The organism is Lacipirellula parvula, from assembly GCF_009177095.1.
GTDB lineage: Bacteria > Planctomycetota > Planctomycetia > Pirellulales > Lacipirellulaceae > Lacipirellula > Lacipirellula parvula.
Genome location: NZ_AP021861.1, coordinates 5,770,502 through 5,797,404 on the forward strand (window position 1 = coordinate 5,770,502; position 26,903 = coordinate 5,797,404).

A 26,903-nucleotide genomic window follows, 5' to 3' on the forward strand; every position below is an offset into this window, starting at 1 on the left:
GCTATTGACTAGGGAACGAGACTACTGATGTTCGTCATTTCGCCTCGCGTCGCTGAGTTTCCCCCCAAGCTCCTTCGGAGTTGGATCGAGGCGGCGGCATTCGTGGCTGCGAAATCAGCTTAGGCCGTGAATTTCCAAGATGCGCTTCATGGAGATTCCGATATTATGGCCCAGCTAAAGTGCGGTTTCGTACGAGAACGGTGCATGATTGGCACGCAACTCCAATCTTAGCGTTCCCCGCCGTCGAGTCTCCAGCGAACTGAATAGCGCCCACCGAGTTTCCGGGGCCTCGAAAACATTGAAAATCGCTTTAACCTGCTTAAAACTTGCACAATTCTTCGGCAAGCCTCTCATCGATTCAGCTATCGCCGCAAATCCTTCTCCCGTCTGAGCGCCGAGACAGCTCTTTGCCATGTACACGTCGCTACATCAGTCGGGACGCGCAGATTGACGCGCCCCCTCAATAGGAGCCGCGCTCGATTGCGAATCTGCCCCCCGAGGCTGTAGCGGTCCAATTTTATCCCCGCAGCCTAGGTTTCCCCTCCAATCGATGAGGGCCACGAGCTCACCGAGAAAGCGCGCAACAAATGGAGAACGCCAATGCGTCCGGTTTGGTAAGAATCGCGAAAAATTCAGCATTCCACAACAAATTGGCTTCTCACCGGCTTAAAGCGATAGTCGCTTCCCTGCTAGGGATCCACACTCTGCTACTTGCCTATGGGGCGGCGGTACATAGCCCAACTTATAATGAGCCGGCGCACCTCGTTGCAGGAATAAGCTATTGGAAGTTTCGCCGATTCGAAGTCTATCGCGTCAATCCGCCGTTAGTACGCCTTATCGCCGCGGTCCCCGCGATATTTGCCGGCTGTCAAACCGATTGGACAAGTTATTGGGAGGGCCCCGCAGCGAGACCCGAGATGGCTTTGGGAAGCGATTTCTGCGATGCAAACGGGCTTCGCACGTGTGAGCTGGTGACGCTCGCTAGATGGGCGTGCATACCGTTCAGCTTGCTGGGCGGATACGTCTGTTTTCTGTGGGGCCGCGATCTATATGGGCCGACCTCTGGGCTTCTCGCCCTTACCCTATGGTGTTTTTGCCCCAATATCCTAGGGCATGGGCAGCTCATTACGAGCGATGTCTCTGCAACAGCCCTTAGTTTGGCAGCATGTTTCTCATTCTGGCGCTGGCTGAAGAAGCCAACATGGCGATTAACCATTTCCAGCGGCGTTATCCTGGGCATTGCAGAGCTATCTAAAACGACGCTAATTGTACTCTACCCCCTTTGGCCTGTGCTTTGGCTGATTTATCGCTGTGCACACCGTGATAAAATTGGCCTACGCATCTGGCTTACGGAGTTTGCAAAACTCTGCGTTCGTGGCCTGATCGGACTGTACGTCGTCAACCTAGGCTACGGCTTTGAGGGGTCTTTCACGCAATTGGGGGATTACACCTTCGTAAGCGAAGCGTTGACCGGCCTCGAGGCGGAGAACGCAAAGACTGGCGGAAATAGGTTTGCGGAGACCTGGGTCGCGGACGTCCCGGTGCCGCTTCCGAAGAATTATGTCTGCGGCATCGACTTGCAACGAAAGGACTTCGAGCACTTTGACAGCCAGTTTTATCTCGCAGGTACATGGTCCAAAACCGGCTGGTGGCACTACTATCTCTCCGCGTTGGCCCTAAAGGTTCCGCTAGGGACATTGATGCTGATTATTGCCGCAACGCTACGTGGGTCACCTGCAAGGCGAGCCGACGAATTCATCCTTCTTGCTCCAGCAACGGTCGTTTTCGCGCTTGTAAGCTCGCAGACTGGCATGAATATGCACTTTAGATATGCGATGCCTGCTCTCCCATTTCTATTCATCTGGGCTAGCCGCCTCGCAGCTGCCGCCTCATTCCTGGGACGGCGGGTCCAGAAATCTCGCGTGCCGCCAAATCTTCTGTCTGTTTTTATTATTTGCGCATTGAGTTGGTCTGTCGCAAGCAGCCTCTTTTGCTTTCCGCACACTCTGGCTTACTTCAATGAAATAACCGGAGGACCTAGGAATGGATGGCAATACCTCACAAGTAGCAATATCGATTGGGGGCAAGACTTGCTCTTGATGAAGCGATGGCTGGAAAGCCACGGCACCGAACTGCCAACGCGATATTTCGTAACCAGCCCGGCACCGCTGGATTTTCTGGATCTGGAAGTAAAGCAAGCTTCGGAAGGGACCGAGGATGCCAACCAATCCCTGCCCCCAGGGCGTTATGTGGTAAGCGCTTGCGAGCTTATAGGTGTCATCGGCGAAAATCATAGATTCCGAGAACTTCGCCAGCGAATTCCAACGGCTCGGGTAGGATACTCCATATTTATTTACGACGTCACCGAGTGAATCTTGTCAGGCGCCGAAAAAATGGTGATCCTCACTCGCACTAGCCGAATTACACCGGGACACTAAAAAGAGCATTTCCGGATTTAGACGCTTTAAGATCGCATGTGCCCGCATTCCGTACGGCCCTTACTAAGCCTGCAGCGCGATACAGCTGTTACCGTGGCGGGTGCCGTCGATGCGAAGCACCAACAGTCCGATTGCAGCTATTGACCGCCACTTCGAGAGTGCTATTCTGTCAACACACTAATAAGATGCGCAATAACGCCATCATGACTCATCCCCGTCGGTACTGAGACTGTCCGATACGAACCTTACACAGGACGGCGCATCGAAGTTAAAGTTTACCGTCTATACCGCAAGATCGAGTGTTCGAGCCATGGGCCCGATGCTTCCTAGCCGTGGACTGTTGGTCAGGACACTTTAAGGCTGATGCTCAAGGTCCTTACTCCACCATACGAAAGGAATCTCCTAATGCGGCAGGTTTACTCGAGAGCAATATTATTAGGTTCATCGCTGTCGGTCGCAGCCCTTGTGTATGCGTGCAGTCCAACAGCGTGGTCATCGGTTTTCGGCGCTGTCACCCAACAGGGCTGCAAAGGCGAGTGCTCAGTCGACTCAATGACTGTGGATGAATGCTTGCATTCACCCGCCCAGAACTGTGATCCTGCCACTGACCCTCACGCCTGCTGCGACGTTTCTCGGTGTACGCGCAACGAAGTGCGTTTTGCTAAATGTCAGGTTGGCAACAACCCTGAGGATCCTTGCAAAATCCACACCGACATGGACGACTGGTGGCGCAAGCTCACCATCCGGCGTGAGGAATGCGCAGACCAGGGCTATTCCAGCTTTGAGTATGTTCCCAATCAGACATGGTGCGTCTGGGATGGCCCTAGTAATGCGCGAGGCGAAACGCCTTGCAAAACTAGTGCTTGTAGCACGGGGCCAATCGTTTCGATTTCGACGTATGCAGGCAGGATGGTCTGCGGCGACTGAGAACCGCTGCCACAATAGGCGCGCAAGGGCTCGACATCCGGCCTCGGCTTATATCGGCCGGTACGTATGAGCGGCAGCTTGATGGCCTCGGGTGGCGGAATGGTCGTTCCTGCCGGAATCCGGCTTGCTCCTCAGTTTACTCGCCATCGACAGAAGGGTAATGACCGCCAGCGATTGCCCTCGCACTTGATACCCGGAACTTGGCGCCCGCTGTCGAAGCTGCCGCGGCGGACAGTGTGCAGTGCTTAATCGCCCTAGCAATTCATTCCTACTGCATCTTTTTTCACGCTAAGTTCATTCAATTATGCCTAGTGAGGCTAATTGACATTGCGGACGACGCAAGAGCGCCGCTTCACTAACAACATAAGCTGCGGTTTGCCAGCGACCGAATGCCTACTAAGTCCATCAGATTTATTGTTGCGGCTATTGGCGTCGCGATTGCATTGCCCTATGAACCAAACGCCATGGGTCAGGGGCGAGGGTCGGAGCCAGCAATCCACGCACTTGACGACAGCACCGTAGACGTCGAGAGCGTATTGCATCACTTGAGACAGTTTGACTCCGTCTTCGTAGCAGGATTTAAGGCCACTGCAATTGAAGACAGGATTGACCGACTTAGCCCTAGGGGTCCCTTCTTTAAGGTGAAAGCCCGTTGGACCTTCACTGCCGAGGCAGACAAAACAGCGTACCTTATGGAGATCGTAGATTACGAAACCCCCCATTATGTGCCGCCTTCCGAGCGGGAGTGGGACACGGATGGAATGCGATTTGGCAATGCTGCGAAACCCGCAGCCGTTGCAGGATCAGATGAGAGTATGGCTGCGACTGTGCGCGCGACGGAATGGGGTTACTGGGGCTCAGATGCTTGCGGAAATCATCAGATCGATCTCTCCCTTCTGGTGTCTAGAGAGGGCCAGAGGCAGGAGGTTGGAAAGCTTTACAACTCCTACGTCTACCCTCCTCGAGATCTCTCGCCCATTATGAATCAGCTGACCTATCAGTGGGCAATGGGCCGATTCTTCTCGGGTAGCATCGACAAGGTCCTGACGGTAGATAAGACTTCTAAGAATCGTCTTCATGTCACTGCGCTGGGTCGAGCTTACTCAGGCGCCAATGGCAAATGGGATCTTGAAATTGAGCCGGCTGCGGCCTGGATCGTGCGAAAAGCCAAGTTCTATGCGGCCGCAAGTCCCGCAGTGGTTTTTGCGGAGATGGCGAATGAGGGCGTCACTTGGAGCGGCTCATACTGCATCCCGAAAGATTCGTACGTCAACTTCCTTGGCCCGCTTGAGGACATGAAGTCATCGCCCGGTGCAACAACGGTGCATCTCGCTTTTGAGCCTGCCGTCGAGGAGTTCGACAGCACGCTGTATAGCCGCTCCCAGGAGGCCGTACTACGGAGCAATGAGCCCAAGCTCACCCTTACGGACGGCCGTGTTTCCCCTGCGATAGTGTCGCAGCCCAACCTGCCAGACTTGAGCTTGGCACTGACTGAAGGCTCGTCAAACGCTGGGCGACAATGGTTTCTGACGGTAAACATAGTAGTAGTTGCCGGAATCCTGGCGGCGATCGCGTATAGAAGATGGTGGAAAAGCGACGGAATACCGCCCGCGTAAAATGGAGAGCTACAGTGATTCGACGACTGATTTTTGCGATCATCGCTGTCGCATGCGTGGCCTCCGCCACGCATGCGATGGATTCAGTGAGCAGCGAAGGAACGTGGCCGACCTCGTGGCCGAAGGAGCTAGAGGGGCTGCGCAAGCAAGCCATTTCCGTCGTGGGCGGCACTGACTGTCGAATTCACCACGAAATCACTTTCGACCAGCGCGATGCATTCGAAGCGGCTTGGCCATTCATCCTCGCACTGAAATCGAAAGGAGCTCCACTGATCATTCTTCGAAGTCCAGACCCGAATATGAGTCGCGCGCTCGAATCTGGTGTAAGGGTTTGGCCCGCCGTACGTAGTGCTCCGAAGAGTGAGGTGGCAACACCGCGAAACCCTAATGCATCGAACATGAGAGCGCGCTGGGCCAATTGCACATTCATTGAACTAGTTGTAGACGGGAAGGTAGTTGACTTGAATCGCATTAGCTTGCCCGCAGATACCCCAATCATCGATCGCCGATTCGACGTCAAGAAAAGAATAGATAAATGAAAAAATACGGCGCTACTGTTGGAATAAATCGCAATATAAGGTGCCACCTTTCTTTTCATCTCATGGTCGCGATAGTGACGATTGCGTGCGCGACCGGTTGTACTCCCTCGCAGCAGGAGAGCCTCTCGGCAGCTAAGCAACTGCAGACGGCGTCGTTGGTCTGTACTGAAGCCACATGGAACTTGGGGGAAGTACTGGTAAAAGGCAAGGCTCTCGACTTCACCCACGTTTTTCATGTCGAGAACCGTTCAACAAAGAGCATTAAGCTTGCTGATGTCCGATCTGATTGCGGGTGCGTAGTCGCCGATGACTACGAATCCGAGATCCCCCCAGGGCATTTTACAGATATTAGCGTCACTATTTCCGTGTTCGGGCCGCCGGGCGGTTTTCGAAAGACGATCATGGTGATAGACGACGACACTTCCCAGCCCCCCTGCGCGCTGTCGATAGTGGGCAGTCGAGCAGTTAGCGACCTTCTCTATTGTTATCCCGCCAAGATTAACTTTGGGAGGATCTGCCGCGGTGATTCGAAAACGAAAGAGATTCTAATCTCACGCTACGACGGCAGTGCGGTCAACTTTAGAACTTTCGTGAGCGACGAATGCCGCCTGAAGATCGACGGCAAACCAACTAGCCTCACGCGGAGCGACGAAATCTTGCGTCGAAATTGCGAATTGATTCAGGTGCCACTAAAACTCGAACTGGATACGGAGCCTGTAGGTCTGTTTAAATCCAAGGCTAGAATCCTCACGGAGTCGACAGACGAGGGCACAGCCGAGCTTGAGATTGAATTGGAGGCTACTATTATCGACAAGGCCACGCCATGGGTTCCGTCTATATTTGTCGGCCGACTACCCGCTGACGAAATTATTGAACGCAGCCTTGTGGCGATCGACGACCTTGAACAGATTCCGCGCATCATCTCCGCTTCGTATAGCGGCGATGCTTCAATGCATACTGAAGTTATCGATAGCAACGACCTCGACTCAACCAAGGCTCCTAGAGTTCGAATCACCCGAATTGGTGTTGGTTCCGGAAATCGCCTGGCCCGCGGGCGACTAACAATTGAAACGTCACGCTCGCCGGACGCGACGCCCGCCGTCGTTGAGATTTCGGCCTTTCTTTCTCCTTAATCTACCGTCCGAAGCTACCTTATTAGTCGTACTTTCAGGATTTTACTATGCGTAATTTGATTAAATGCACTTGCCTCGCTGCCATGCTTTACGCCACAGCAGTTGCCGCCGGAGCCGATCCGTTGCCCAACGCGACCTGCTTGCCCAAACGTACCTGGGCGTGCGCGGAGCAGGGCACGCTCTCTTGCAACTACCAGCAGTCGACTTGCAGCGGCGAATGTAAAACTTGCCTTGGTAATGATACGGTGCCTGCAAAGATGTGCTTCAGAAGCGAAGGCGGCGAATGCCCACCCGCCGCTTCGTATATTTGCGGCCAGCGGTTTGATAATGGCGTTTGCACCGATGTGGAGGGAAACTGCATCTGCGTGAATAACCTGGTCACGGGCGAAGACGGAACCTGCACGTTTTGGTCGTGCAACAATTAGCGTTGCTTGGCTTCTCTTGTCAACATGCTTCAGTTCGTAGGCACTCGCTCAGCAAGGCTGTAGCTGAAGGTTTTTCTGCCGCACCGAGGCCGCCTGCGGCGATTATCGATGGCAACCGGAATGCGTGAGAAACCGCGTCACAACAGCTACTTCTGCCTCAGGCATTAGCCAGCAAGAACCATTCGATCGTTGCATTGGCTATTGATCTCATCGCGCGCTGAAAATCATGCTAGCTACGATTGCGAAAACTGTGAAAGCTTCGAATTTCCGAGTTGCCCGACTGGCTGGGATGCACGCGGCAATCGTATGCACCGCGGCTTCGTCGCTCCTCGCGATGCCGCGCCCATGCGCAGCGCAGATGACCGCTCGGGACTTCGAAAGCTTATCTGAAACAGACAAGCGAGCCGTTCTGACGAGCGTGCTGCGGGAGCGCGAAATAGCAGTAAGAAATGTTAGGGCGAAGTCAATTTCACGGGTTCTCGTGCTGGAATATCGGGGCGATAAGCCTGGCCCCGTGCTTAGTGATAAGGTCGGTCGTTTCGAATGCGAAACTCGTCGCAAAGATGGGAATCGCTGGACGAGCGTCAACTGGTATCTTCCGACATCCGCTCACCCCAACCAGAAGGTTGTCACCTCGATAGACTCTTCCTCCGGCACCGCGCGGTCTGTAGCCGAGCAACATGGCTATGCGGGCATTTACGGCGCGGTCGACACCAAAGAAGACCAACTTGTCCGGTCAAGTCGATTTCAATACTGGTTCGACGGCAATTACGATAGGGCAGCGAACTTTCCAATTAGCTTCCTGCTCAAGAACATTGGGGCTGTCGAATTTGAAGGCACGAGCAGCGATGGCGGCGATATCAAGATATCTCTTCAAGTAGACCTTAAGGAGGGCACTCCTTACCACGATAAACGCACTATCTGGCTCGATCCTCGCAGGGGCTTCATGCCCGTGCGAATGGAGTGGCATTGGGATTTCGAGTCCTCTCCGCCCTTAGACCAGGATTTGACGCTCGAAGTTAAGGCGATGAGCGAGGACAAAGGGGTGTGGTTTCCGACTCATTTCATTGAGACCGTTGTCTCGACACGCTCCATTGAAGAAGGTTTTTGCACTCAATACGAAACGACGGCGAGCGACATTCAAGTCGGGGTCGTGACCGCGGAGGACCTTAAGGTCCACTTCGGCAAGGAGGTGGAAATTCATGACCGAATTACGGGCACGCGAACGAAAGCAGGTAAGGTCATTCAGTCGGGAGACAATCTCACGCCACTAGTCGCCGATGGAGATACTGCTCCACTCCGAACTTGGTGGGTGCCCCTTAATGTCACCCTCATTGCAGTGCTCCTGGCGGCTATTGCATGGCGCAAACTAAAACGCAGCTGATTGGTTACAAGATCTTAGGAAACTGCGATAGTGTTCAAAAAAGGTCTTTGCGTCGTGCTTGTCGGATGCCTGCTAGGTTTTGCCGCGAGATGGGGCGCAATTGCAAAGTATCGGCTAGCTTCGGAAATCAACCCGTCGCACGCAGATTATTACAAAGTGATCTGCGGGCCCATGAGCTTGTCATGCGCGATGGCGCGCCTTGGCGTGAACGCAACCGCGGCGCAGGTGGCAAAAACTTGTCGCGTGACCCCGTACGGTGTTTCCCTGATCGATTTAGCGGACTTCGCAGGCGGGCAGTCAACGATAGCCAACACCATTACAGAGTTAAGTTGGGATGACCTGCGCAATATTAATGGCGTTGCGGTCCTGTTCGTCAACGGCGACCACTACATCTGCGTCGATCCACGAGTCGACAACTCCGACGGGAGCTTAAGGGTCTACGACGGCGACGCTCCTGCTCGATGGTGCTCTAGGACAGAATTGGAGAGAATCTGGACGGGCAAAGCGTTGGTGCTGGAGAAGCGACGTCCAGCTACGCCGAGCGATCGCCCCCAACTAGAATGGGACGAATGCTATATAGACCATGGACTTATCCCCCAGGGCGAAGCCCCCGTCTATGCATTCGAGTTTCACAATCGCGGCTGCCAGGATCTCATAGTTCAAGACATTAAAGTGAGTTGCGGTTGCACCAAGCCGACGCTTTCTCAAAAAAGAGTGGCCCCAGGCGAAACGGCTCGGATTGAAGTCAGCTTAAACCTCGAGGGCCGGGAGGGTCGCGTGCAGCAATCGGTATTCGTCGAGACTAATGACCCGATAATTCCGATATCTCTTTTAAGAGTGGCATGTGCGACTCCCAGGAGAAGAGCGATCTCGACTGAGGCAATGCGCTTCGACGACATCTCGCGGGGCGGTCAACTCAAGCAACAATTTATCGTCGCTGCCCCCGGCTTCGAAGGCATCGAAGTGCGAAATGCAAACTTCAATTTGGAGGGGAACGCGATTTCCGACCGAGACTTGTCTTGCTCAATATCGTGGAAGCCTATCCGTGCAGCAACCAAGATGTTGAGTAGTCGACTGGGATTCGCGGCGACGCCTGGCGACTATTTGATTGAAGTGGCGTTCGAGGCGCGGAACAACTGTCCTATTGAGACTTTCCGCGGTGAGTTAGTAATCACAGTAGACAGCAACGCAGTTCCAGCAACCCATAGGGTTTCCATCGAAGGCAGTGTCGTTCAGGACGCCTACGCGGCCCCGCAGGTGGCCCTCATTACCCTCGGTCCTGGTCCTAATGACGGCGGCGCAGCCGAAATTCGTTTGCGGAGCCGAACGCATAAGAGAATCCAAGTGAATAGGATAAACACGGGAGGCGTTCATGCCTTACAAATTGCGCTGAAGAAAGGAACAGGGGAACGCGAAGCGACGTATGTCGTAAGTACGCGCTTGCCCAAAATACTGCCCGGAGATGTTCCAGTCAGCGGCGAGGTCGTGTTCGAGCTGGAGGGCAATTCGCGGGTGACTGTGCCGGTCACGATATTTCGTGCTCCCGCAATTAAACTTCCGGAAGATCGATCGAATGGGTCGCAAGCTCAGTGACCTGCTACCCAAAAACGAGTCCGTCGGTTAGAAGACTGTGGAGGCGAGATCTGGCCAAGCGTTTTTTGGGAGGATTGGTCATGAAGAAGTCTCAGTTCACGGATCAGCAGATTGCGTTTACCGTTCAACAGGCGGAGGCTGGCATGGCGGTGGAGGAGGTCTGCCGGAAGCCTGGGATCACCCAGCAGACGTTCCACCGCTGGAAGAAGAAGTTCGCGGGCCTAGGCGTCGCCGAGGTGCGGCGTTTGAAGCTACTGGAAGAAGAGAACAAGAAGCTGAAGGCTCTGGTAGCCGACCTCAGCCTCGACAAGCAGATCTTGCAGGACGTCCTGTCAAAAAAGCTTTAAGGCCTGCTCGTCGCCGCGAATTGGTCCGCGAAGCGGAGGCCCGCTACGGGATCAGCGAGCGGAAGGCGTGTCGAGTGCTCGGTTGCCCGCGCTCCAGCCAGCGCTACCGAGTTCAACGAGACGAGCAGGCCGCGTTGAGGATGCGGTTGAGAGAGTTGGCGGCGGCCCGCGTGCGGTACGGCTACCGGCGATTGCACATCCTAATGCAGCGCGAGGGCTGGCAGATCAACGCCAAGCGGGTCTATCGGCTGTATTGCGAGGAGCACCTGGGATTACGGACGCGAACTCCCAAGCGTCGAGTCAGTTGTCGAACGCGAGTCGGTCGACCGGCGGCAGAGCAGATCAACGACTGCTGGGCGATGGACTCCATGGCTGACGAACTGTTCGACGGCCGTCGGATCCGGGTGTTAACGATAGTCGATCACTTTTCACGTGAGAGCTTAGCGATAGAAGTCGGCCAGCGGTTCCGCGGGCAGGACGTCGCTCGCGTGCTCATGTGGATCGGCGCCGAGCGCGGTCTGCCCAAAACGATTCGCGTGGACAATGGAACCGAATTCACCTCGAAGGCGCTAGATCAATGGGCCTATGCCAACAGCGTCCAGCTTGACTTCAGTCGTCCTGGCAAGCCCACGGACAACGCCTTGATTGAATCCTTCAACGGCCGGCTCCGCGCCGAGTGCCTGAATGAAAACTGGTTCTTGTCCTTGGAGGGCGCCGAAGAGAAGATCAGCAACTGGCGGACAGACCACAACGAACATCGACCTCATAGCGTCCTGGGGAACCTGGCCCCCAAGGAGTTCGCTTCAACTTGCCAGGCATGCCTGGCAAGTTGAAGCCCCGCAATTCTTACTTACCTTGGACCAGTTTCTGGTAGCAGGTCAAGCAAGCCAATTCCTAGCGTTCCGACTGGATCAAGATTAGGGTGAAGGTCAAGCATAGAAAGGTTGCGTAAAGCGGAACAATTGAGTTCAATATTCAATACAAATGCAATCGGCCGCGAATAACCTGCGCGTCACGCGGCGATTGCTGGATCGCTCGAACCAATGTCATTGCCTGCTAACATCGGCAGTTATCAAAGTGCTACTTTATGCGTTAAATAGCGGAGCCATCGACTATTTTAAACGGACCCTTCCCTCTCGATTTAGATAAAAGAAAAATTCCATTTCCTCCGCAGGTATCAACCACAACATATTCAGTTGTTTTCGAGAGTTGCTGCTTTCCCCTTTGCGAGGCCAACATCGCCGTGGTCGACAGGTAGTGCATTTACTGCGTGAAGATAGCCGCCCTGATTCAATTTCTCTAGTGATTGATGCCTTTGCAGAAGTTCGCATACTCCTGTGCAACGCAGGCTGAAAATTGCTTCAATACATCCTCTTCTAATTCGTTAATTTTATAAATTAATATGCCGATTCGCCGTGCACTAACGCTGATTGAAGTTCTCGTGGTAATCGCCATTATTGGCGTTTTAATTGGCCTGATTCTGCCAGCCGTGGAAATGTCGCGTGAGTCGGCCCGTCGTACCACATGTGCCAACAATATGCGGCAATTGGGTATAGCCGCCAAGCTCCATCTTGATGCGCACCAGACGTTTCCGACTGGCGGATGGGGCCCAGGATGGATGGGGGATCCAGACGCTGGGTTCGGGACGCGTCAGCCGGGGGGATGGGTCTATAACGTTTTGCCGTTCATCGAGCAACAATCGCTCCGCGAACAAGGAACTCGGCAAGCGCAACAAGAAAAACGAATTGCGATTGCAGCTGTGATGGCTACGCCGCTTGAAAGTTTTACTTGCCCTAGCCGTCGATTGCCTCGGCCCTATCCATTCCAAGGCGATCGAACTTTGAAGAATGCGATAGCTCCGGAGAAATGCGCCAAGAGCGATTATGCCGTCAATTCGAAAGTGTCCTATGAGAAGTCAGAGGTCATCGCCAGTGAAGTGCAGTTGCGCGGTCGAGGCATGAGTAATACGGTTTTTGCCGGCGAGAAGTCCGTCGCTTCGGATCACTACGTCGACGGGGCCGCCGCTGGGGATCAAAGAGCGATGTATCTCGGCGCCTGCGATGACGTCGGTCGAGCGCCCGGTGGAAATCCGCGGCAAGATAGCGGCGGCGGCAGCGGTTTTGGAAGCAGCCATCCGTCTGGATGCAATTTCGTCTATTGCGATGGATCGGTACGCTATATCAGCTACGACGAGTCGTTGGAATAACACAGCCCTGTGAGCCAACTGAGTCGATTGGTCGATTTGCCGGCGAGTAAGCGCAAGGGAGAGTGGAAAATGGCAGGGCGTGAGTTTTCCCGCTTGGAGGAGTGCTACGCACGCGGTTCGCAACTGGCGCATCGTGAGAGGAACTATCCCTACGCGCACGAGCTGTTTACGCAATGCGTTATTGCAGCACCAGGAAATCCTCAATATGCGGACGCGTTCCTGCAGAACCTGCGCCGCCTCTTTCCCCGTAAGCAAAGCCCCGCTTGGCAAGCCATTGCAAAGCGCCGTAACGTTCCGCTCAAGAAGAAGCTGGCGGCAGGCGAATGGGAAGACGCAATGCGACTTGGGATCGACCTCTTAAGGCAAGATCCCTGGAATGTGGACGTTCTACGGGCCATGGCGACGTCCTGCGAGCATCTTCACTGCAACGAGTCCGAACTTGTCTATCTCAAGCAAGCGTTAAACTCGGCGCCTCGCAACGTGGAGGTAAATCGGCATTGCGCTCTTTCGCTAGCACGGATGGGCCAATTCGATCAGGCGATTGCCTGTTGGCATCGCATTGAGTCGATAGCCCCGCGCAATCGAGAGGCCGCCGAAATGATCTCTCGACTCTGCCAAGAACGATTGCGATATCCTGACGGTAAGCCGTCTGTGGCAGACGCTGCTTCTCGCGGTAGTGCTCCGTGCGCTGAAGAAGCGGCGCAAGCCATGGAAATGGCGCCTGTTGTGTTGTCGCCCATCGAAACACTAGAGCGCGCTATTGCCCAGGCCCCAAACGCTTCGGAAAATTATCTCCGTCTTGCAGAGCTTCATGTCGAACGGGGACGCTATCTGGACGCGCAATCGGTCCTCTATCGCGGGATCAGCAACTGCGGCGAAGTCGCTAAGCTGGACGAACTGCTTGAGCTTGTTGGGAAACGCTTGAAAGAACAAGAGATTGAGCGACAAGCTCTGGAGGCGATGCGGATTCATGCGAACGATATCGCTCTCCCAGCCATTCCTTGGCTAGAGCTAACGCTGACTGGAGCGATAGGACTTCTCATACTGCAATTTCTTCCTGACGTTGGAACCAGGATATTGGCTGCGGTAAACGTCGCTCAGTGGAGCCGCGGCACATGGGCGATGGCAAACTTTTACGCGCTCTTCGGCTTACTGCTGGTTCGATATCGAGTGGAACTGACTTCACTGTGGCGAGAGCGATAAGGCCCATTCGTCGGTCTAGAACTGTCCTATCGCATCGACGTTGTAAGCAAGCGCTGTTCTTGTCTGTCGAGTAGCGCAACTACTTGAATTGTGGAAAGCAATAAGTGGATCAGCCGTGATAACAAGAGAACCAGTCGCTGATGACCGAATGGCGCTCACCGTCGTAGCATTGCGGGGATTCACGCTCGTTGAGCTTCTAATCGTTATCGCCATTATCGGGCTCTTACTGCAGCTAACGTTGCCCGCAGTAGAAATGGCGAGAGAGTCTGCGCGCGGCGCAACGTGTCAGAATAATCTTCGACAAACGGCCATGGCATTTCAGCTTCACCACGGAGCTCAAGGGCATTTTCCGTCGGGCGGTTGGGGATTCACTTGGGCTCCTGATCCTGACGGCGGATCCGGAAAAAAGCAACCAGGCGCCTGGGCGTACTCGCTGTTGCCTTATTGCGAACAGCAACAGCTCCATCGGCTTGGGGCGGGAGCCAGCGAGGCCGACAAACGGGGAGCCAACCGACGACGGATTGAAACGCCCGTCGCTATTTACTACTGTCCCTCCAGACGACTTCCGCGAGCCTATCGTATCAACACTGGCATTCCCCATTCGCTTGAGCCGAAGGGCTCTGATCCGTTGGAAGTGGGCGGGCGCATCGACTACGCGGCGAACGGCGGCGGAAAAGGATACCGCTACTGGAAAGCGGGGCCTGAAACGATCGCGGAAGCGGATAGGTACGAGTTCTTCGACCCTGCGGACGGGTTCGGCGTGGTTTACCCGAGGAGCGAGATTACATTTGCCCAGCTCGTCGACGGCTCATCGAATACTTACTTGGCCGGTGAAAAGTCTCTCGACACTAGGCGATATACGGACGGACTCTCATTGGGCGACGACCAAGGGCCGTTTGTGTCTGATGATCGAGACAGCGTGCGCTATGCTGGTCCCGGTTACGCGTTGACTCCCGCGCAAGACGCAGAGGAGGACAACACGACGGCTTTTGGCAGCGCTCATCCGTCCGGATTTTTCATGTCGTTCTGCGACGGATCGGTCCAACGAATTCATTATGACGTCGATTCCGAAGTCCATGCGGCGCGCGCTAATATTGCCGAATGAAGTCTTCTCCTAGATTGCTGTCGAAGTCCTCGCTACAGCAAGTAAAGTAATTGGTTCATCCTAATTCGAGGGACTGCGATTGAATCGGTTAACGCTATTCGTGGTTCAAGCCGGCCTTGGCATCGCTTGGGGATGCCAGGACGTCTCTTTGCTCATCGCCCAGGAGCACGTCATCCCCCATGCGTCATTGTTTGAGGAGGGGGCTTTCAACGTCAATGACGGCGTTCATGCGACAGAGCGGTTCGTCTATCGAATCTTTAAACCGGATGTGAGACATGACGCTGGCGCCAAAGAAAAGTTACCTATGCTCGTGTGGTTTCATGGACACGGCCCCTTAGAGTTTTCAACCAACAACCGCGGGCAATTACTCTATGTTCACGAATGCGTCTTTTCTCAGTTCGAACGACCTTCCGACTGCCGATGCTATCTATTAGCCGTCCAATGTCCCGACGCATCTCGCATGTGGTTCGGCCATCAGGGCGAAGACGGCGGAAAACCGCTCATCGAGCCTGGGGAAGCCGTAGCCCGCATCGTGCAAACCCTCTGTGTAACGGAACCAGTAGACTCCGATCGCATCGGTCTCGTCGGCATCTCAAGCGGTGGCAACGCTGTCTGGGAATTTGCGATGCGTTATCCTGATCTCGTCTCCGCTATTGCACCGACGTCGGCTAGCGGCGGCGACGTTGCTGCGATCGCTCAGATGAAGAAAGTGCCAGTCTGGGCGTTTCATAACGCCCATGATTCTTCCGATCTCAGGGACGGGACGTTAGCGACCCTGTTCGCCCTTCAACAAAATGGCGGAGTCGGCTGGTTTACGGAAGTGCTAGGGAAAGATGTTGATCCGCACAATGCGTGGCGCGAGGCATTTTTGGAGCATGGTCTGTTGCAATGGCTAACGAGTCAGAAGAGAGGTCAAACGCCGCCGCAAAGTCACTGGCAGTTCTGGAAGCATCCCAAGTTCAATTCCCAATGGCTGCTTCCCGCTTGGGTCTTAATAGCCGCGACAATTACGGTCTATGTTGTCTTGATTCGGCGATCTAAAAGGAAAGCCGCGGAGTTGCCCTGGCCGTTTGATAAAGGCTCGGGACAAATGCAAATCGGTTCGCCGCCCGAAAACCGCTAGCATTCAACTAGCGTGCACGCCCGAGAGTTTCACTCTTCAAGAACGTCAAAAGAAACACCTGAAACGCCAGCGCCGACCTGCTTGGGACCAGGAGCGGCGACGATGACGAAGGTATCGCCGGGACTGGCGCCGGCTACGTCAAAGAAACTCATGTCGACGAAGCGATTCGGAGCCAGAATCTTACTGCCGCGCTCTACTCCGCCGACATGTTTCAAGAATACCTGCCCTGGCGAGACATCGACGTTGTCCAGTCCATCTGTCATCACTCCGACGCGAAATCGCTTCGGTACGCCAGAACCAACCGTGAACGACCAGCGATCGCATTTGACGCCAAGTTCAGGGGCATCGCCCTTCATGTCGGGCCCATCCAAGATGCCAATCTTCAAATAAGGAACGACGCTGGTTGCATTCGTTGAATTTTTTACTGGGTAGTTTTTTCCGTCGAACGTATTCCGTCGCTCGCCATGCTGAGAACGTGGATCGTCCACGAGTGCATACGACCAACCGCCAGCCATCCGAGTACACAGGACATCCCAGTGATTAACAAAGCTGGGCAGAGAAGCAATGGTTGGGTAGTCTCGTGAACTACTTAGATGCCCATGCCGCGGCAACTCCTCTATGGCAGCATTTGGAGCGGGGCCTGCGTTTGCGTCCGGAAAGCTGAATCTAGTGGCAAATAAAACATAGCCGTCTTCACCATAGTACCTGTCTCCGTCGCGCTCTATCGCATAGACGTTCTCTTCAGAATTGCTGCGCCACGGGACGATGTTCTCTTGAGGAAAAAGGTAAGTCGGGTAGAGCGTTCCGCCAATGTCTTCGTGAGACCCAACATAAGAAATCGTCGCTCGAGTCTGTGAAGGGCCCTTGATTAACCAACGAATTAGCGCCGGCAGAATTATACCAGAAGTAATGATAACAGCCACGACAATCCGTCCGTTCATTAATCGTCTCCCCGTCCACCTTCTGCACAGCAGGAATAAGAGTAGCTTTAGGCATTTAATAGAATACTGGATTGTCGTATGGGCGACCATCTCCGGATAGAAATGCTGCAAGTAATGCGAAAATTGTGCAGCGTGGTCGAATTCGCAGCATTGAATCGTTGCGGTGGAGGGTCGGGGAGTGACAATTGCTTTTCTGATTGTTTGACGTGCCCCCTTCAAAAGAGCCCGCGATTGGAGCGAGAATCCGGGTTGTGGGCGCAAGTCGAAGGAGAGCAATCCGATGCTTCGAGGAACGAAGTTCAAGCCGGAAGAGATCATCTCGAAGCTGCGTGAGGCCGCGGTGGAACTGGCTCGGGGGAAGAAGATTCCCGAATTCTGCAAGCAGATCGGCGTGACGGATCAGACGTACTACCTCTGGAAGAAGGAGTATGGCGGCTTCCAACCATGACGGTTGGGAGTACCACACTGCTGTCACTTTCGATTTCGCAATCAAGAAATCTCACTGGGAAATTGCTAGCTTGGATTTCACTCTAGGGATGCGAACATTAGATGAATGTCGGTCGAAATAAAGAGGGAAATCTTTGCTTGCAATTTGCACCGCCTGAATCCACTTAGCTTCTAAGAAAACCTCGGCGAGAAACTATTGCATTTTACAATCCGGACATTAGAACTGGTCATTTCTTCTCCGGCTGCATGCTGTGGACGGCCCACTTTCCTTCCGATTTCGAAGCTCGTCGCGCACGATGCCGTTCTATTCGCCGAGTTGCGAGCCACTGAACGACAACGGCAGCAAATCCAGAACTGAAACGCCGGCGACGCAAGCTACGCGACTGTCGCGGTCGAACACAAATGGAATCCCCACTGAAGTACGGTTAGGAGAGCGAGGCACTTAAGCGTAGATCTGGCCGTTTAGGCGAGCAGGAGATCAGGTGAGCGACAGCCCCAATAAATTCATCCGTGCCTTCTCAATGTTGCTAGAAGCCTATGACTATGCGGCAGACACGCAAAGTACCCTTTGGGATTTCGCAGTTCCGATTCGCAGCCTGAAGGAATGTGGACTCGATTGGTCTGATTTCCGCTGGTTGGCGCGCAAAGGCTTTGTTAGGCACGCCCAAGAGGTCACGCTTTTGGGAGACGATGGCAGAGACTTTCGCGCGACTGGCGACCTGACGTTTACCCGTCGCACCTGTTTTGTTTTGACTGAATCAGGGGTGCTCGCCGCGGCCGGTGCTTGCAATAAGCAGCGCAACGCGGATTCGGTGAATGTCTTTTCGAAGAACTTGGTCGCTAAAAGTCGCCGGCCGTTCGCCGAAGACGACGGCCAAGCTGCTGGCCCATCGCTTACGACTCCTCAGCCTCACATCATTCAATGGGACACAAACTCACGCCAGCTTCACATGAACGGCAAGCTCGTGAAGCGTTTCAAGTGGCCAGCTGCAAACCAGGAAGCTTTACTCAATGCCTTTCAGGAAGAACATTGGCCCCAGCGAATCGATGATCCGCTACCACCTCAGACTGACCAGGACCCTAAGCGCCGCCTAGCGGACACGATCAAGTGCCTCAACCGCAAGCAAATCAACCGTCTGTTACAGTTCCACGGGGACGGCACTGGCGAGGGGGTTATATGGGAAGTGATCGAACCCGCATGACCTGCTTGGCCATATCGGCAGGATCGGATTCTTTTCCAACTTCTGTCCGTAGCGGATAGGTCTAGCCATCAGTTTAATACCGCAGTGAGCCTCAACCACCGTCGATCGATCATGCTTCCACCGTGTCCAAGTTCATTCCAAAAGGCATGGGTTGGATTCCAGACCTGCCAGACCCACGCGACTTTACTTATCGAAGCACCGCGGTTCTACCGCTTTTGGTGCGGCTAAATCGCACGCAGAGCGAGACGCTACCCGACGAAGTTGACCTACGTCGGGATGAAGAAGTCGACTACTTCACCGACGTGGAAGACCAGGGGACGCTCAACAGCTCTGCCGCCTTCGCTGTACTAAGCCTGATCGAGTACTTCGAGCGTCGAGTACGTGGCCATACGTTCGAGGGCTCCAAGCTCTTTCTCTACAAAGTTACGCGAAATCTACGACAAAAGCGGCCGGCAAACTGCCTAGGGTCGCATTCTAGGGAGGATACCGGGGCCGATCTACGCACAACTCTCAAGGTGATGACGCGGGTAGGCGCCCCCCCTGAAGAGATCGCTCCCTACGAGATGGAGCGGTTCGATCAGGAACCAAGCGCGTTTCAGTATGCACTCGCCAGGCCGCTGACTGACGTCAGGTATTTTCGACTCGACGAACCCACTCAAGACGCTTCCATTCTGTGGGAAGTGATCACCTCGTTTCTGAGCGCGGGGTTTCCAATCGCTATCGGGTTTCCCGTTCCCACGTCGCTCACCATCGATCCCGATATTCCCTATCGGAGCAGCTTGGAACGTATTCGGGGCGGTCAAGCAGTCGTTGCGGTCGGTTACAGAAAAGATCACCTCGGACGGGGGCAGCATGCGATATTAATTCGCAGCTCATGGGGGAGCCATTGGGGAGACGGTGGGAACGGTTGGCTCCCCTTCACTTATCTGCGAAACCGCATGGCTCGCGACTTGTGGACGCTCATCAGCCCGCGCTGGCTCGAACCCGGCGAACTGCTTCAGCCAACAGTGAGCACAGTACGCTGAATCCGAAGAGTGGCCAAGTCTTGCGTGCGATCTCTGACTTCGACTCACAACGACAGGCGGTGACGCTCGAGCTTTCAGGAATTGACAAAGAATTCATTCCCGTATCGACCCAACTCTCCCCAATCCAATCCCAAGCAGTTCCGTAGTGCCCTCTAGCGCGTCCGCCTATGTTTTGAAGGCAAGGGGATCGTCGCATAAGAAACATGGTTACGGAACGCTGTTATGTCAGGGTCAGCAGCTAGTGACCGGGCGAGAACTGCCGCCAGCGCAACAGCGCCCAGAACGGTCATCTTTTTCGACATCGGCGGAACTTTGGCGTCACCTAGAATTTCGACTGCCGGGACGCTGATTGGCCTCGATGCTGACCCGCAAGTAATCCCCATCCTAGAGCGCCTGCGAAGCCGACAACTGCGGCTAGGGATTATTTCTAACACGCCTCCCTCCGAAACTGCCGATTCAATGCGGAAGGCGTTGACGGATTGCGGCCTCTATAAATTCTTTGACCCGGATTTGCTTGTCTATAGTTCAATTTTTCCACCTTCAGATCCTAATTCTGGAGAGGCGATCAAACCCAAACCCGACCCTTCAATCTTTCGGTATGCGGTCGGGCTGACGGAATTAGAAGCCAACCATTGCGTCTTTGTTGGCGAAGACGCTCTGGAGCGAGGGGGCGCAATAAGCGCGGGAATGCGCGTCGCTCCCGACCCTCGACTTGCAGAAGACGTTCTAGAGAACGTCCCGCTACGCTATCTGCGGATCGGAGCCCCTCAGGGAGAAGAGGGGAACTCGTGGTTTAGCAACCTGCAAGATTTGCCGATTGTCGCGCTGGGGTTACTAGCCGGGAAAGTACTGGCGATCGCGAGCGCAAAAACAGCGGCAAACCTGGACGATGCCGGCTACGACGTCATTCGCTTGGGTGCGCCCAACGCTCCCGACGCAACCGACGTGTATCTCCTGCGCGATGACGCCCGCGTGAACATTGCTGCCGAAGGATTCGCTGCTGCGAAGGATGGGAAAGAGGGATCGTCGAGTCAGTTCTTTGGCGCTTCACGCCACGCAGATGCGGGGCACGACTCGAACGCTGATGCATTTACTGGCAACAGAGAGGGGACGGCTGACGAGCCGTGGAACTGGGTACTCATGTCCGACTACTCGGGATTGCTCGTAGGGATTCCGGCTGGCGAGACCATCGAGAGCTTTCACTTCACGGGTAGTAGGCACGGTCACACTTTAAAGCTGATGCCTTCGCCGCATCGTTTGAGAGAGTTCACGGCCGGCGTCGGGTTTGGACCTGCGACGACGTTCCGTGACCTTCGTTCCGACGAAATTGACCAGCTCTCACAATTGGATGCCGAGCACATTCGTCTTAACCTCGACCGGTTCGTAGGACTAGCCGATGTCGGCGACGGCAATGGACCAATTCGCAGCCGGCACATCAAGCATCCCGATAACCGCCGCGCCGTCCAAGCGCTGGCTGCCGAATTCGAAAATCTGGGCCTCTCCACGCGGTTTCATCGATTCACGCACGAGGGAAGCTCGCTTGATAACGTCGAAGCCGAGCTGCCCGGGATTGACAACGAAATAATCCTAATTACAGCACACTTAGATTCGACCGCTGCAGAGGGAGACGCGATATTCCGCCCAAGCCAGGATGCTGCTCCAGGGGCAGACGATGATGGCAGCGGAGTTGCAGCGGCGCTTTCTCTAGCTCGAATCATATTCGAGAAATCGACGGCGCGCCAGCTTCAGCGAACCGTGCGATTTGTCCTGTTTAATGCCGAGGAGCAGGGACTTGTAGGGAGTCAGGCTTACGCGAGCGAAGCAGCGGACCGTGGAGACCACATCGTCGCTGTCTTTCAGATGGACATGATCGGATACACGGGGGACAACCAAACCTCTCCGCGACCGTTCGAGATTCACATCGGTCATCAAAGCGACGCCATGACGACGGCTTCCCGTCCGCTGGCGGATTTGATCCGCCGGTTCCAACCGTCCGTCGCAACCGACCTCCTGCCACCTCAGGTCTATGACAACACGCACCCACCAGGCGGAGATCCCGCGGCGGGACGCAGCGACCATGCGAGCTTTCATGACCACGGTTACCCGGCCTGTGTCTTGTCGGAGGACTTCTTCGTAGGGCCTGACACGACGTCGCCTGCTCCCCAAGACAACCCGAATTACCACAAGCCCGGCGACACCTCCGTTGAATATGACTACGCCGCACAAATTGCCCGCTGTATCGGCGCGGCAGTATTCGTGATCGCGGACCCCGCAGACGCGGCTGATTCCTTTGACTCACAGTCGTCCTTAGGAGTGCACTCAATGTCTAGCTATTTGAATATTGACAAGGCTCGCGAAGCCCGAAAGAGCAGTTCGTTTGCCGAAGGCCGTTCGACCGATGGGTTTCAAAATTTCCTTTTGAACGACCCGGCCCTGAAGGGCGAGGCCCCCCCGGTCGTTAGCGGCGCCAATTTGCTGACCGGAACCTCACGTCGCATCGTGCTCAATAGACCGGCCGGTTTTGGTATTCCAGAAGACGCCACCCCCGCTGGACGCATCTCGCAGGCGCTGGCTCTCGTCCGGCATATCGATGCCGCTCAAAGTTCGGAAAGTCACGTTGGAAACCGTAGATTTGCTTCCTATTTAGGGGATGATTCGACGACGGAAGACCAGCCCGGAGCGGCTGATTTTTTTGCCGACCCCGTGGTCCAGCAAATCGCCTCGGGAGATCAGTTCGTTTATCTGAACCAGCACTATCGCGGGATTCCCGTCTTCACGATGGCGCGGACGGTTCGGTTTGCCTCGAAGGGTTCGGCGGTGGAACTGACCGGCGACCATGCACCTTACATCTCCCCCAGCCTGGAAGTTCGACCGGCGGTGCCGGCCGCCGATGCTGTACGGGCCGCAGTGCAATACATTTCCGAACATCAGGCGGAAGATGATACTCCCGATGAATATGGCCAACTCCATCCCGCTTCGCAAATTAACCTGCAAGCGTTTTCCCCAGTCGTGCACGCCCGGTTCAGTTCGCCGAGCCAGCCCATCATCTATGAAGCGCAAGGGCTGGGGGCCACGGTGCCCGCAAGTCTAGTCGTGTACATGTCCGGCATCGAAGCTCCGCGTCTCGCCTGGGACATTCTCGTTACGTTGCCGCTCGGGGAACGGCAATATCGAGTCCTAGTTCCAGCCGACGAACAGGACGGGGAATTGCTGTATGTCAGGCAGGTTTCAACCACCATGGGCAAGACTCCAGGCCATGAGCCGGAGCCAAAGGTATGGGCGACGGATGCCGCCGTGGCTGCCAGGACTGCTGATGCAGCGAATACCCCTCAACCTCCCGCCACTCCAAGTTACGCCGCGGCGGCGCCCGCTACTGCGGCAGGAACCGCTGTCAGCGCCGGGGTCTACTTTCCGAGCCCAGCCAGTAGCTCGCTTCAGGACACGAGCTTTCCTCTCGATGTCAGTAAATACCCACTGGGCATCACCACTCCTCCAGCGGCACTGAACTTGTCGTGGGTGGATGCTGGCCAAGCGTACGCAGTGGGCCCGAATGCGATCGCGGTGCGCGGATTCGGCAGTCCGAACCTCCCCTCGAAGCGATTGAAAGGAGATGACAGCGTCACTGGGAAGCTGACGTTTAACTCCAGCGATCCAGTCGATCAGCAACTCGCAAATATCTTCTTTTTCTGCAACTACATTCACGACTTCTTCTTTCTCTTAGGATTCGACGTCGCGGCAGGAAATTTCGAGGGAGATGACGGAGTGATTGCACGGTCGCATCCCGGTCCGGTAGCTGGAACCGCTAACATGCTCACCCATCCCGATCACCAGCGGCCCGTGATGAACATGGGCCTGGTGGCTGGTGTGAACCGACATACGGCTTTCGACGCCGATGTCGTGTTTCACGAATACGTCCACGGCGTCAGTAACCGACTAGTTGGCGGTCCGATGAACGCTCTCGCGCTGGAAGCTGAACAGAGCGGGTCGATGGGCGAGGGCTGGTCGGATTATTTTGCGCTCACCATTCAGAACTACTCGTCCCCGGGCCAGGAACGCACAACGACTGGCGATTGGGTTGTGGATCAGCCAGGCGTCGGCATACGCAGTGCACCGTATGACGACAAATACCATTCCGACTTCGGAGACATGGCCACCGTGTTCGAATTGCAGGAAGTACACAACGCCGGCGAGATCTGGTGTGCGTGTCTCATGCATTTGACTCGCAAGATGGTAACCGCGCTGGGAAACCGCGACCGAGCCTATCGGGAGTGCTGGCAAATCGTGGTGGATTCCTTCAAAGTTTGTCCTGCGAACCCCAGCTTCATTGACGCTCGCGATGCGATTCTGACGGCACTCGAGGGTAGACACACGGCTCAAAAGCTGAATGCGGCCGAGTTTCAGGACTGTCGTAAGGCTGCCTGGACGGCCTTCGCCGGATTTGGGATGGGAGCGAAAGCGCCGAACAATGGCAGCGACTTCGCTAGCGCCATTAGCGACAACCACCTTCCGCAAGACCTGGGCGGGACGGTCGTGGCCCGGACGAAGAAACCCCGACCGAGCGGTTGGACAAGCGCCAAGCCATTGAATGGAACGACTCCGCCCGAAAACAACCTACAGCAAATCCAACGACTTGTTGCTGGTCTTTCGGCCCGCGAAAAAGCGAAGCTGTTTAGCGCACTTAAGGACGCTTGATCGGAATCACGATGAGCCGACGCCGATTCAGCTGTCATCCGTCGGGTCGGACATGAGCGACATCGATCAGATCCGGTCTGCCTGATTGCCGGCGGCGATTGCCCAAGCCTCGTTTCCTTGCAGAGTGGCCAATGTCCAAGTTTGATATTGACGCTAGTTTTGTCAGCGAAGGTCCATCCCGGCAGTCTATCGCTGCCTATCAACATGCGGAGAGCGCTCCGAGTTGGAGCTTGCCGGCTCGCGTGGAGATGGATTCTGATCCCACCTCCCCAGACGCAGCATCGTTCGCCGTCGCTGCCTGGTTCCTAGGGACGAAAGGCGAAAATGTTGACGTCTTTGAGCGAATGATCGTCGAAGCCATTCGCGATCATGTTTATTGGAGGCGAAATTTTCATCCCGGAGATCCCACCTTCATCACGGAGGAGACGAAGGCCCACCCTGGGTACCTGCAGGCGCTGTCGGCATTGAAAGATGCCCACAACGAACTGTTGGCTCAGCTCAAGAAGTCCGTGCCGTTCTTCAGCATGCGATATCAGGGGCACATGAACTGGGATCTGACGCTGCCGGGCATGCTGGGGTACTTTTCGACGATGCTATACAACCCCAACAATGTCGCTTTCGAGGGCTCAGCAGCGACTACCATCCTGGAGATGCTCGTAGGTGATGACATCTGTCGAATGATGGGGTACCAGACCGATATAACGGCGCAAGACGCTGGCAGCCAATCTTTTGACGACTCCTCAGAAAATAGTGCCGCTGCCGCCAGTATCCTGGAAATGTGGCGACGCATTCCGGAGGCTGATCGCAATCAGTTCCTGGAACACATCGCTCAAACCACAACCAACGCAACATCCACTGCAGTTCGTGCGTGGGGACACATCACCTGCGATGGCACCGTGGCCAACATCGAAGCCATGTGGGCCGCACGCAACTTGAAGTTCTATCCTGTATCGCTGCGGACGTTGCTAAGAGAGGCCCGGAATGATCTTGCCTCACCGCTGCGACCCGCGATCGATATGACCGTGGATTTGCCGACAGGGTCTTCGAAAAAGCTTACAGACACATCAGACTGGGAGGTCCTGAATCTGGACGCAGACGTCATCCTAGACCTCTCGGCACAGTTGACCAATACGTTTAAGATTCCTCGGGCAGTGGTCACCGCCGAGTTGGCCAGACAGTCCGTGCAGACCCTTGGTATGGCGGACTTCATGTCCCGCCACCTGCCGGATACTCCGGCGCCCGTTGTCACCGTTCCGGGAACCAAGCACTATTCCTTCCCCAAGGCTGCAGCATTGTTGGGCATTGGCTCGACTCATCTGCTTGATGTCGCCGTCGATGCTGACGGGCGTCAGGATCTGACTGCACTCCGCTCCATTCTAGAGAATTGTGCTGACGAAGGTCGCCCGGTGCTGGCCGTTGTGGCGGTGATTGGTACGACTGAAGAGAGCGCCGTGGATCCGCTGGCAGGAATTCTCGATTTACGCAATGACCTACGGCGTGACCGCGGGCTGAACTTTTCTGTCCATGCGGATGCGGCCTGGGGTGGCTATCACGTGTCGTTGATCAACGAACCGGAAGACGACGCAGGTCTGGCTACACCTGGGTTTGTCCATCCTAACCCGCCGCCCGAGCTCGGGCTGAGTCGGTATGTAACCGAGCAATTCAAGAACCTGAGACGAGCCGACTCCATTACAGTAGATCCACACAAGTCAGGTTATATCCCCTATCCTGCCGGTGCATTGTGCTATCGCAATTCGGCGATGCGCGATCTGGTAACGTTTTCAGCGCCTGTGATCTACCGCGGAGAAGCCGAACCCACCGTTGGAATCTACGGTGTTGAAGGTTCCAAGCCTGGCGCCGCCCCCGCAGCCGTTTATCTGACGCACAAGGTCATTCGCCCTACGAAAGCGGGGTACGGACGGATCATTGGGCAGGCCCTCTATAGCTGCCGGCGGCTCTATGCACGGCTGTTAAATATGTCTCGTCCAGGGGATCCCTTCATCGTAGTTCCCGTTCCCAGGTTGCCCGCCGAGCGTGCGGGCGAGAACGCAGCTGACATCGAAGCCCAACGAAGCTTCGTCCGCGAGCGCATTGATCGGGTCAACAACCAGACGATACGCGACGACAGCGAGGCCATTGATTTACTCATGGAACTGGGCCCAGATCAGAACATCCTTAGCTACGCCTTTAACCTTCGACATCCCAATGGCGATGTGAACGACCAGCTGGAAATCGCCAACAAGTTAAACAAGGGGGTGTATGCCGCACTCAGCCTAAAACCCGGGCAAGACATTTACAGCCAGGGCATGGTGGTCAGTACAACGGACCTCGAACTTGCCACGTACAAAGAGGCATTCTTCACGGACTATACACGCCGCCTGGGCGTGGTCGGCTCGGCAGGCGACCGAATTACTGTCATCCGGTCGGTAGTCATGGATCCTTGGATGACCGAGACCACGCGGGGATCCTTTATTGATGTGCTTGAGACCGAACTCCGCAAGGCCGTGCTCGCCTCGGTTGAGGAGCTTCGTCCATCTCGTGCCCGGGGTTACTAGGT

The 26,903-nt window shown here is 55.2% G+C and carries 16 protein-coding genes and 1 pseudogene; 16 read left to right on the plus strand and 1 reads right to left on the minus strand.

The annotated features are described in order from the left end of the window. Nucleotides 1-587: 587 nt before the first annotated feature. The 11 genes from PLANPX_RS22625 to PLANPX_RS22675 all read left to right on the plus strand — a co-directional run bounded on the left by PLANPX_RS22625 (nt 588) and on the right by PLANPX_RS22675 (nt 16,039). Nucleotides 588-2,372, plus strand: a complete 1,785-nt coding sequence (locus PLANPX_RS22625; RefSeq protein WP_152100922.1) for an ArnT family glycosyltransferase — start codon at nt 588-590, stop codon at nt 2,370-2,372. 1,382 nt (nt 2,373-3,754) lie between these two features. Then, nucleotides 3,755-4,981, plus strand: coding sequence for a hypothetical protein (locus PLANPX_RS22630; RefSeq protein WP_152100923.1), 1,227 nt, complete (start codon nt 3,755-3,757; stop codon nt 4,979-4,981). 14 nt (nt 4,982-4,995) lie between these two features. Beyond that, entirely contained in the window at nt 4,996-5,520 is a 525-nt protein-coding gene (locus PLANPX_RS22635; protein ID WP_152100924.1) for a hypothetical protein, read from the plus strand. After that, nucleotides 5,517-6,653: a DUF1573 domain-containing protein gene (locus tag PLANPX_RS22640; protein WP_152100925.1), complete on the plus strand. Its 1,137-nt coding sequence runs from the start codon at nt 5,517-5,519 to the stop codon at nt 6,651-6,653. Before PLANPX_RS22635 ends, PLANPX_RS22640 begins: the two co-directional genes overlap by 4 nt. 651 nt (nt 6,654-7,304) lie before the next feature. Then, nucleotides 7,305-8,462 (plus strand): hypothetical protein, encoded by a 1,158-nt coding sequence (locus tag PLANPX_RS22645; protein ID WP_152100926.1) that lies wholly within the window; start codon nt 7,305-7,307, stop codon nt 8,460-8,462. Between the two features lie 30 nt (nt 8,463-8,492). Next, complete coding sequence (locus PLANPX_RS22650) at nt 8,493-10,055, plus strand: DUF1573 domain-containing protein (protein WP_152100927.1); 1,563 nt, start codon at nt 8,493-8,495, stop codon at nt 10,053-10,055. 80 nt (nt 10,056-10,135) lie between these two features. Beyond that, nucleotides 10,136-11,235, plus strand: a protein-coding gene (locus PLANPX_RS22655) for an IS3 family transposase (protein WP_152100928.1) whose coding sequence is annotated in 2 segments (ribosomal slippage) — nt 10,136-10,388 and nt 10,388-11,235 — 1,101 coding nt in all. Because the reading frame shifts where the segments join, the coding sequence is not laid out codon by codon here. 569 nt (nt 11,236-11,804) lie between these two features. Beyond that, nucleotides 11,805-12,608: a DUF1559 domain-containing protein gene (locus PLANPX_RS22660; RefSeq protein ID WP_152101973.1), complete on the plus strand. Its 804-nt coding sequence runs from the start codon at nt 11,805-11,807 to the stop codon at nt 12,606-12,608. Nucleotides 12,609-12,617: 9 nt separating this feature from the next. Further along, nucleotides 12,618-13,811, plus strand: coding sequence for a tetratricopeptide repeat protein (locus PLANPX_RS22665; RefSeq protein ID WP_152100929.1), 1,194 nt, complete (start codon nt 12,618-12,620; stop codon nt 13,809-13,811). 148 nt (nt 13,812-13,959) lie between these two features. Continuing rightward, entirely contained in the window at nt 13,960-14,916 is a 957-nt protein-coding gene (locus PLANPX_RS22670) for a DUF1559 domain-containing protein (protein WP_152101974.1), read from the plus strand. Between the two features lie 100 nt (nt 14,917-15,016). Continuing rightward, the gene (locus PLANPX_RS22675; RefSeq protein WP_152100930.1) at nt 15,017-16,039 is read left to right on the plus strand and encodes a hypothetical protein; all 1,023 of its coding nucleotides are present in this window, start codon (nt 15,017-15,019) and stop codon (nt 16,037-16,039) included. Between the two features lie 29 nt (nt 16,040-16,068). Here PLANPX_RS22675 and PLANPX_RS22680 read toward each other — a convergent pair whose 3' ends face one another. Next, a complete protein-coding gene (locus PLANPX_RS22680) occupies nt 16,069-16,980 on the minus strand; it encodes a hypothetical protein (protein ID WP_152100931.1) in 912 nt (303 codons plus the stop codon). Nucleotides 16,981-17,260: 280 nt separating this feature from the next. Here PLANPX_RS22680 and PLANPX_RS22685 point away from each other — a divergent pair. The 5 genes and pseudogenes from PLANPX_RS22685 to PLANPX_RS22705 form a co-directional block, all read left to right on the plus strand. Further along, nucleotides 17,261-17,416, plus strand: a pseudogene (locus PLANPX_RS22685) (transposase); the annotation flags it as partial. Between the two features lie 493 nt (nt 17,417-17,909). After that, nucleotides 17,910-18,629, plus strand: coding sequence for a hypothetical protein (locus tag PLANPX_RS22690; protein WP_152100933.1), 720 nt, complete (start codon nt 17,910-17,912; stop codon nt 18,627-18,629). Between the two features lie 122 nt (nt 18,630-18,751). Next, complete coding sequence (locus PLANPX_RS22695; protein ID WP_152100934.1) at nt 18,752-19,654, plus strand: C1 family peptidase; 903 nt, start codon at nt 18,752-18,754, stop codon at nt 19,652-19,654. A gap of 459 nt (nt 19,655-20,113) precedes the next feature. Then, a complete protein-coding gene (locus tag PLANPX_RS22700) occupies nt 20,114-24,346 on the plus strand; it encodes a M20/M25/M40 family metallo-hydrolase (RefSeq protein WP_152100935.1) in 4,233 nt (1,410 codons plus the stop codon). A 131-nt stretch (nt 24,347-24,477) separates the two neighbouring features. Next, nucleotides 24,478-26,901, plus strand: a complete 2,424-nt coding sequence (locus tag PLANPX_RS22705; RefSeq protein ID WP_198421801.1) for a pyridoxal-dependent decarboxylase — start codon at nt 24,478-24,480, stop codon at nt 26,899-26,901. Nucleotides 26,902-26,903: the final 2 nt, after the last annotated feature.

What these genes read in the sequence shown, in the direction of transcription:
- PLANPX_RS22700 (WP_152100935.1), top strand. Translation starts at nt 20,114, where the DNA reads ATGCGGAAGGCGTTGACGGATTGCGGCCTCTATAAATTCTTTGACCCG.
- PLANPX_RS22640 (WP_152100925.1), top strand. Translation starts at nt 5,517, where the DNA reads ATGAAAAAATACGGCGCTACTGTTGGAATAAATCGCAATATAAGGTGC.
- PLANPX_RS22625 (WP_152100922.1), top strand. Translation starts at nt 588, where the DNA reads ATGGAGAACGCCAATGCGTCCGGTTTGGTAAGAATCGCGAAAAATTCA.
- PLANPX_RS22645 (WP_152100926.1), top strand. Translation starts at nt 7,305, where the DNA reads ATGCTAGCTACGATTGCGAAAACTGTGAAAGCTTCGAATTTCCGAGTT.
- PLANPX_RS22630 (WP_152100923.1), top strand. Translation starts at nt 3,755, where the DNA reads ATGCCTACTAAGTCCATCAGATTTATTGTTGCGGCTATTGGCGTCGCG.
- PLANPX_RS22670 (WP_152101974.1), top strand. Translation starts at nt 13,960, where the DNA reads ATGGCGCTCACCGTCGTAGCATTGCGGGGATTCACGCTCGTTGAGCTT.
- PLANPX_RS22680 (WP_152100931.1), bottom strand. Translation starts at nt 16,980, where the DNA reads ATGAACGGACGGATTGTCGTGGCTGTTATCATTACTTCTGGTATAATT.
- PLANPX_RS22705 (WP_198421801.1), top strand. Translation starts at nt 24,478, where the DNA reads ATGTCCAAGTTTGATATTGACGCTAGTTTTGTCAGCGAAGGTCCATCC.
- PLANPX_RS22660 (WP_152101973.1), top strand. Translation starts at nt 11,805, where the DNA reads ATGCCGATTCGCCGTGCACTAACGCTGATTGAAGTTCTCGTGGTAATC.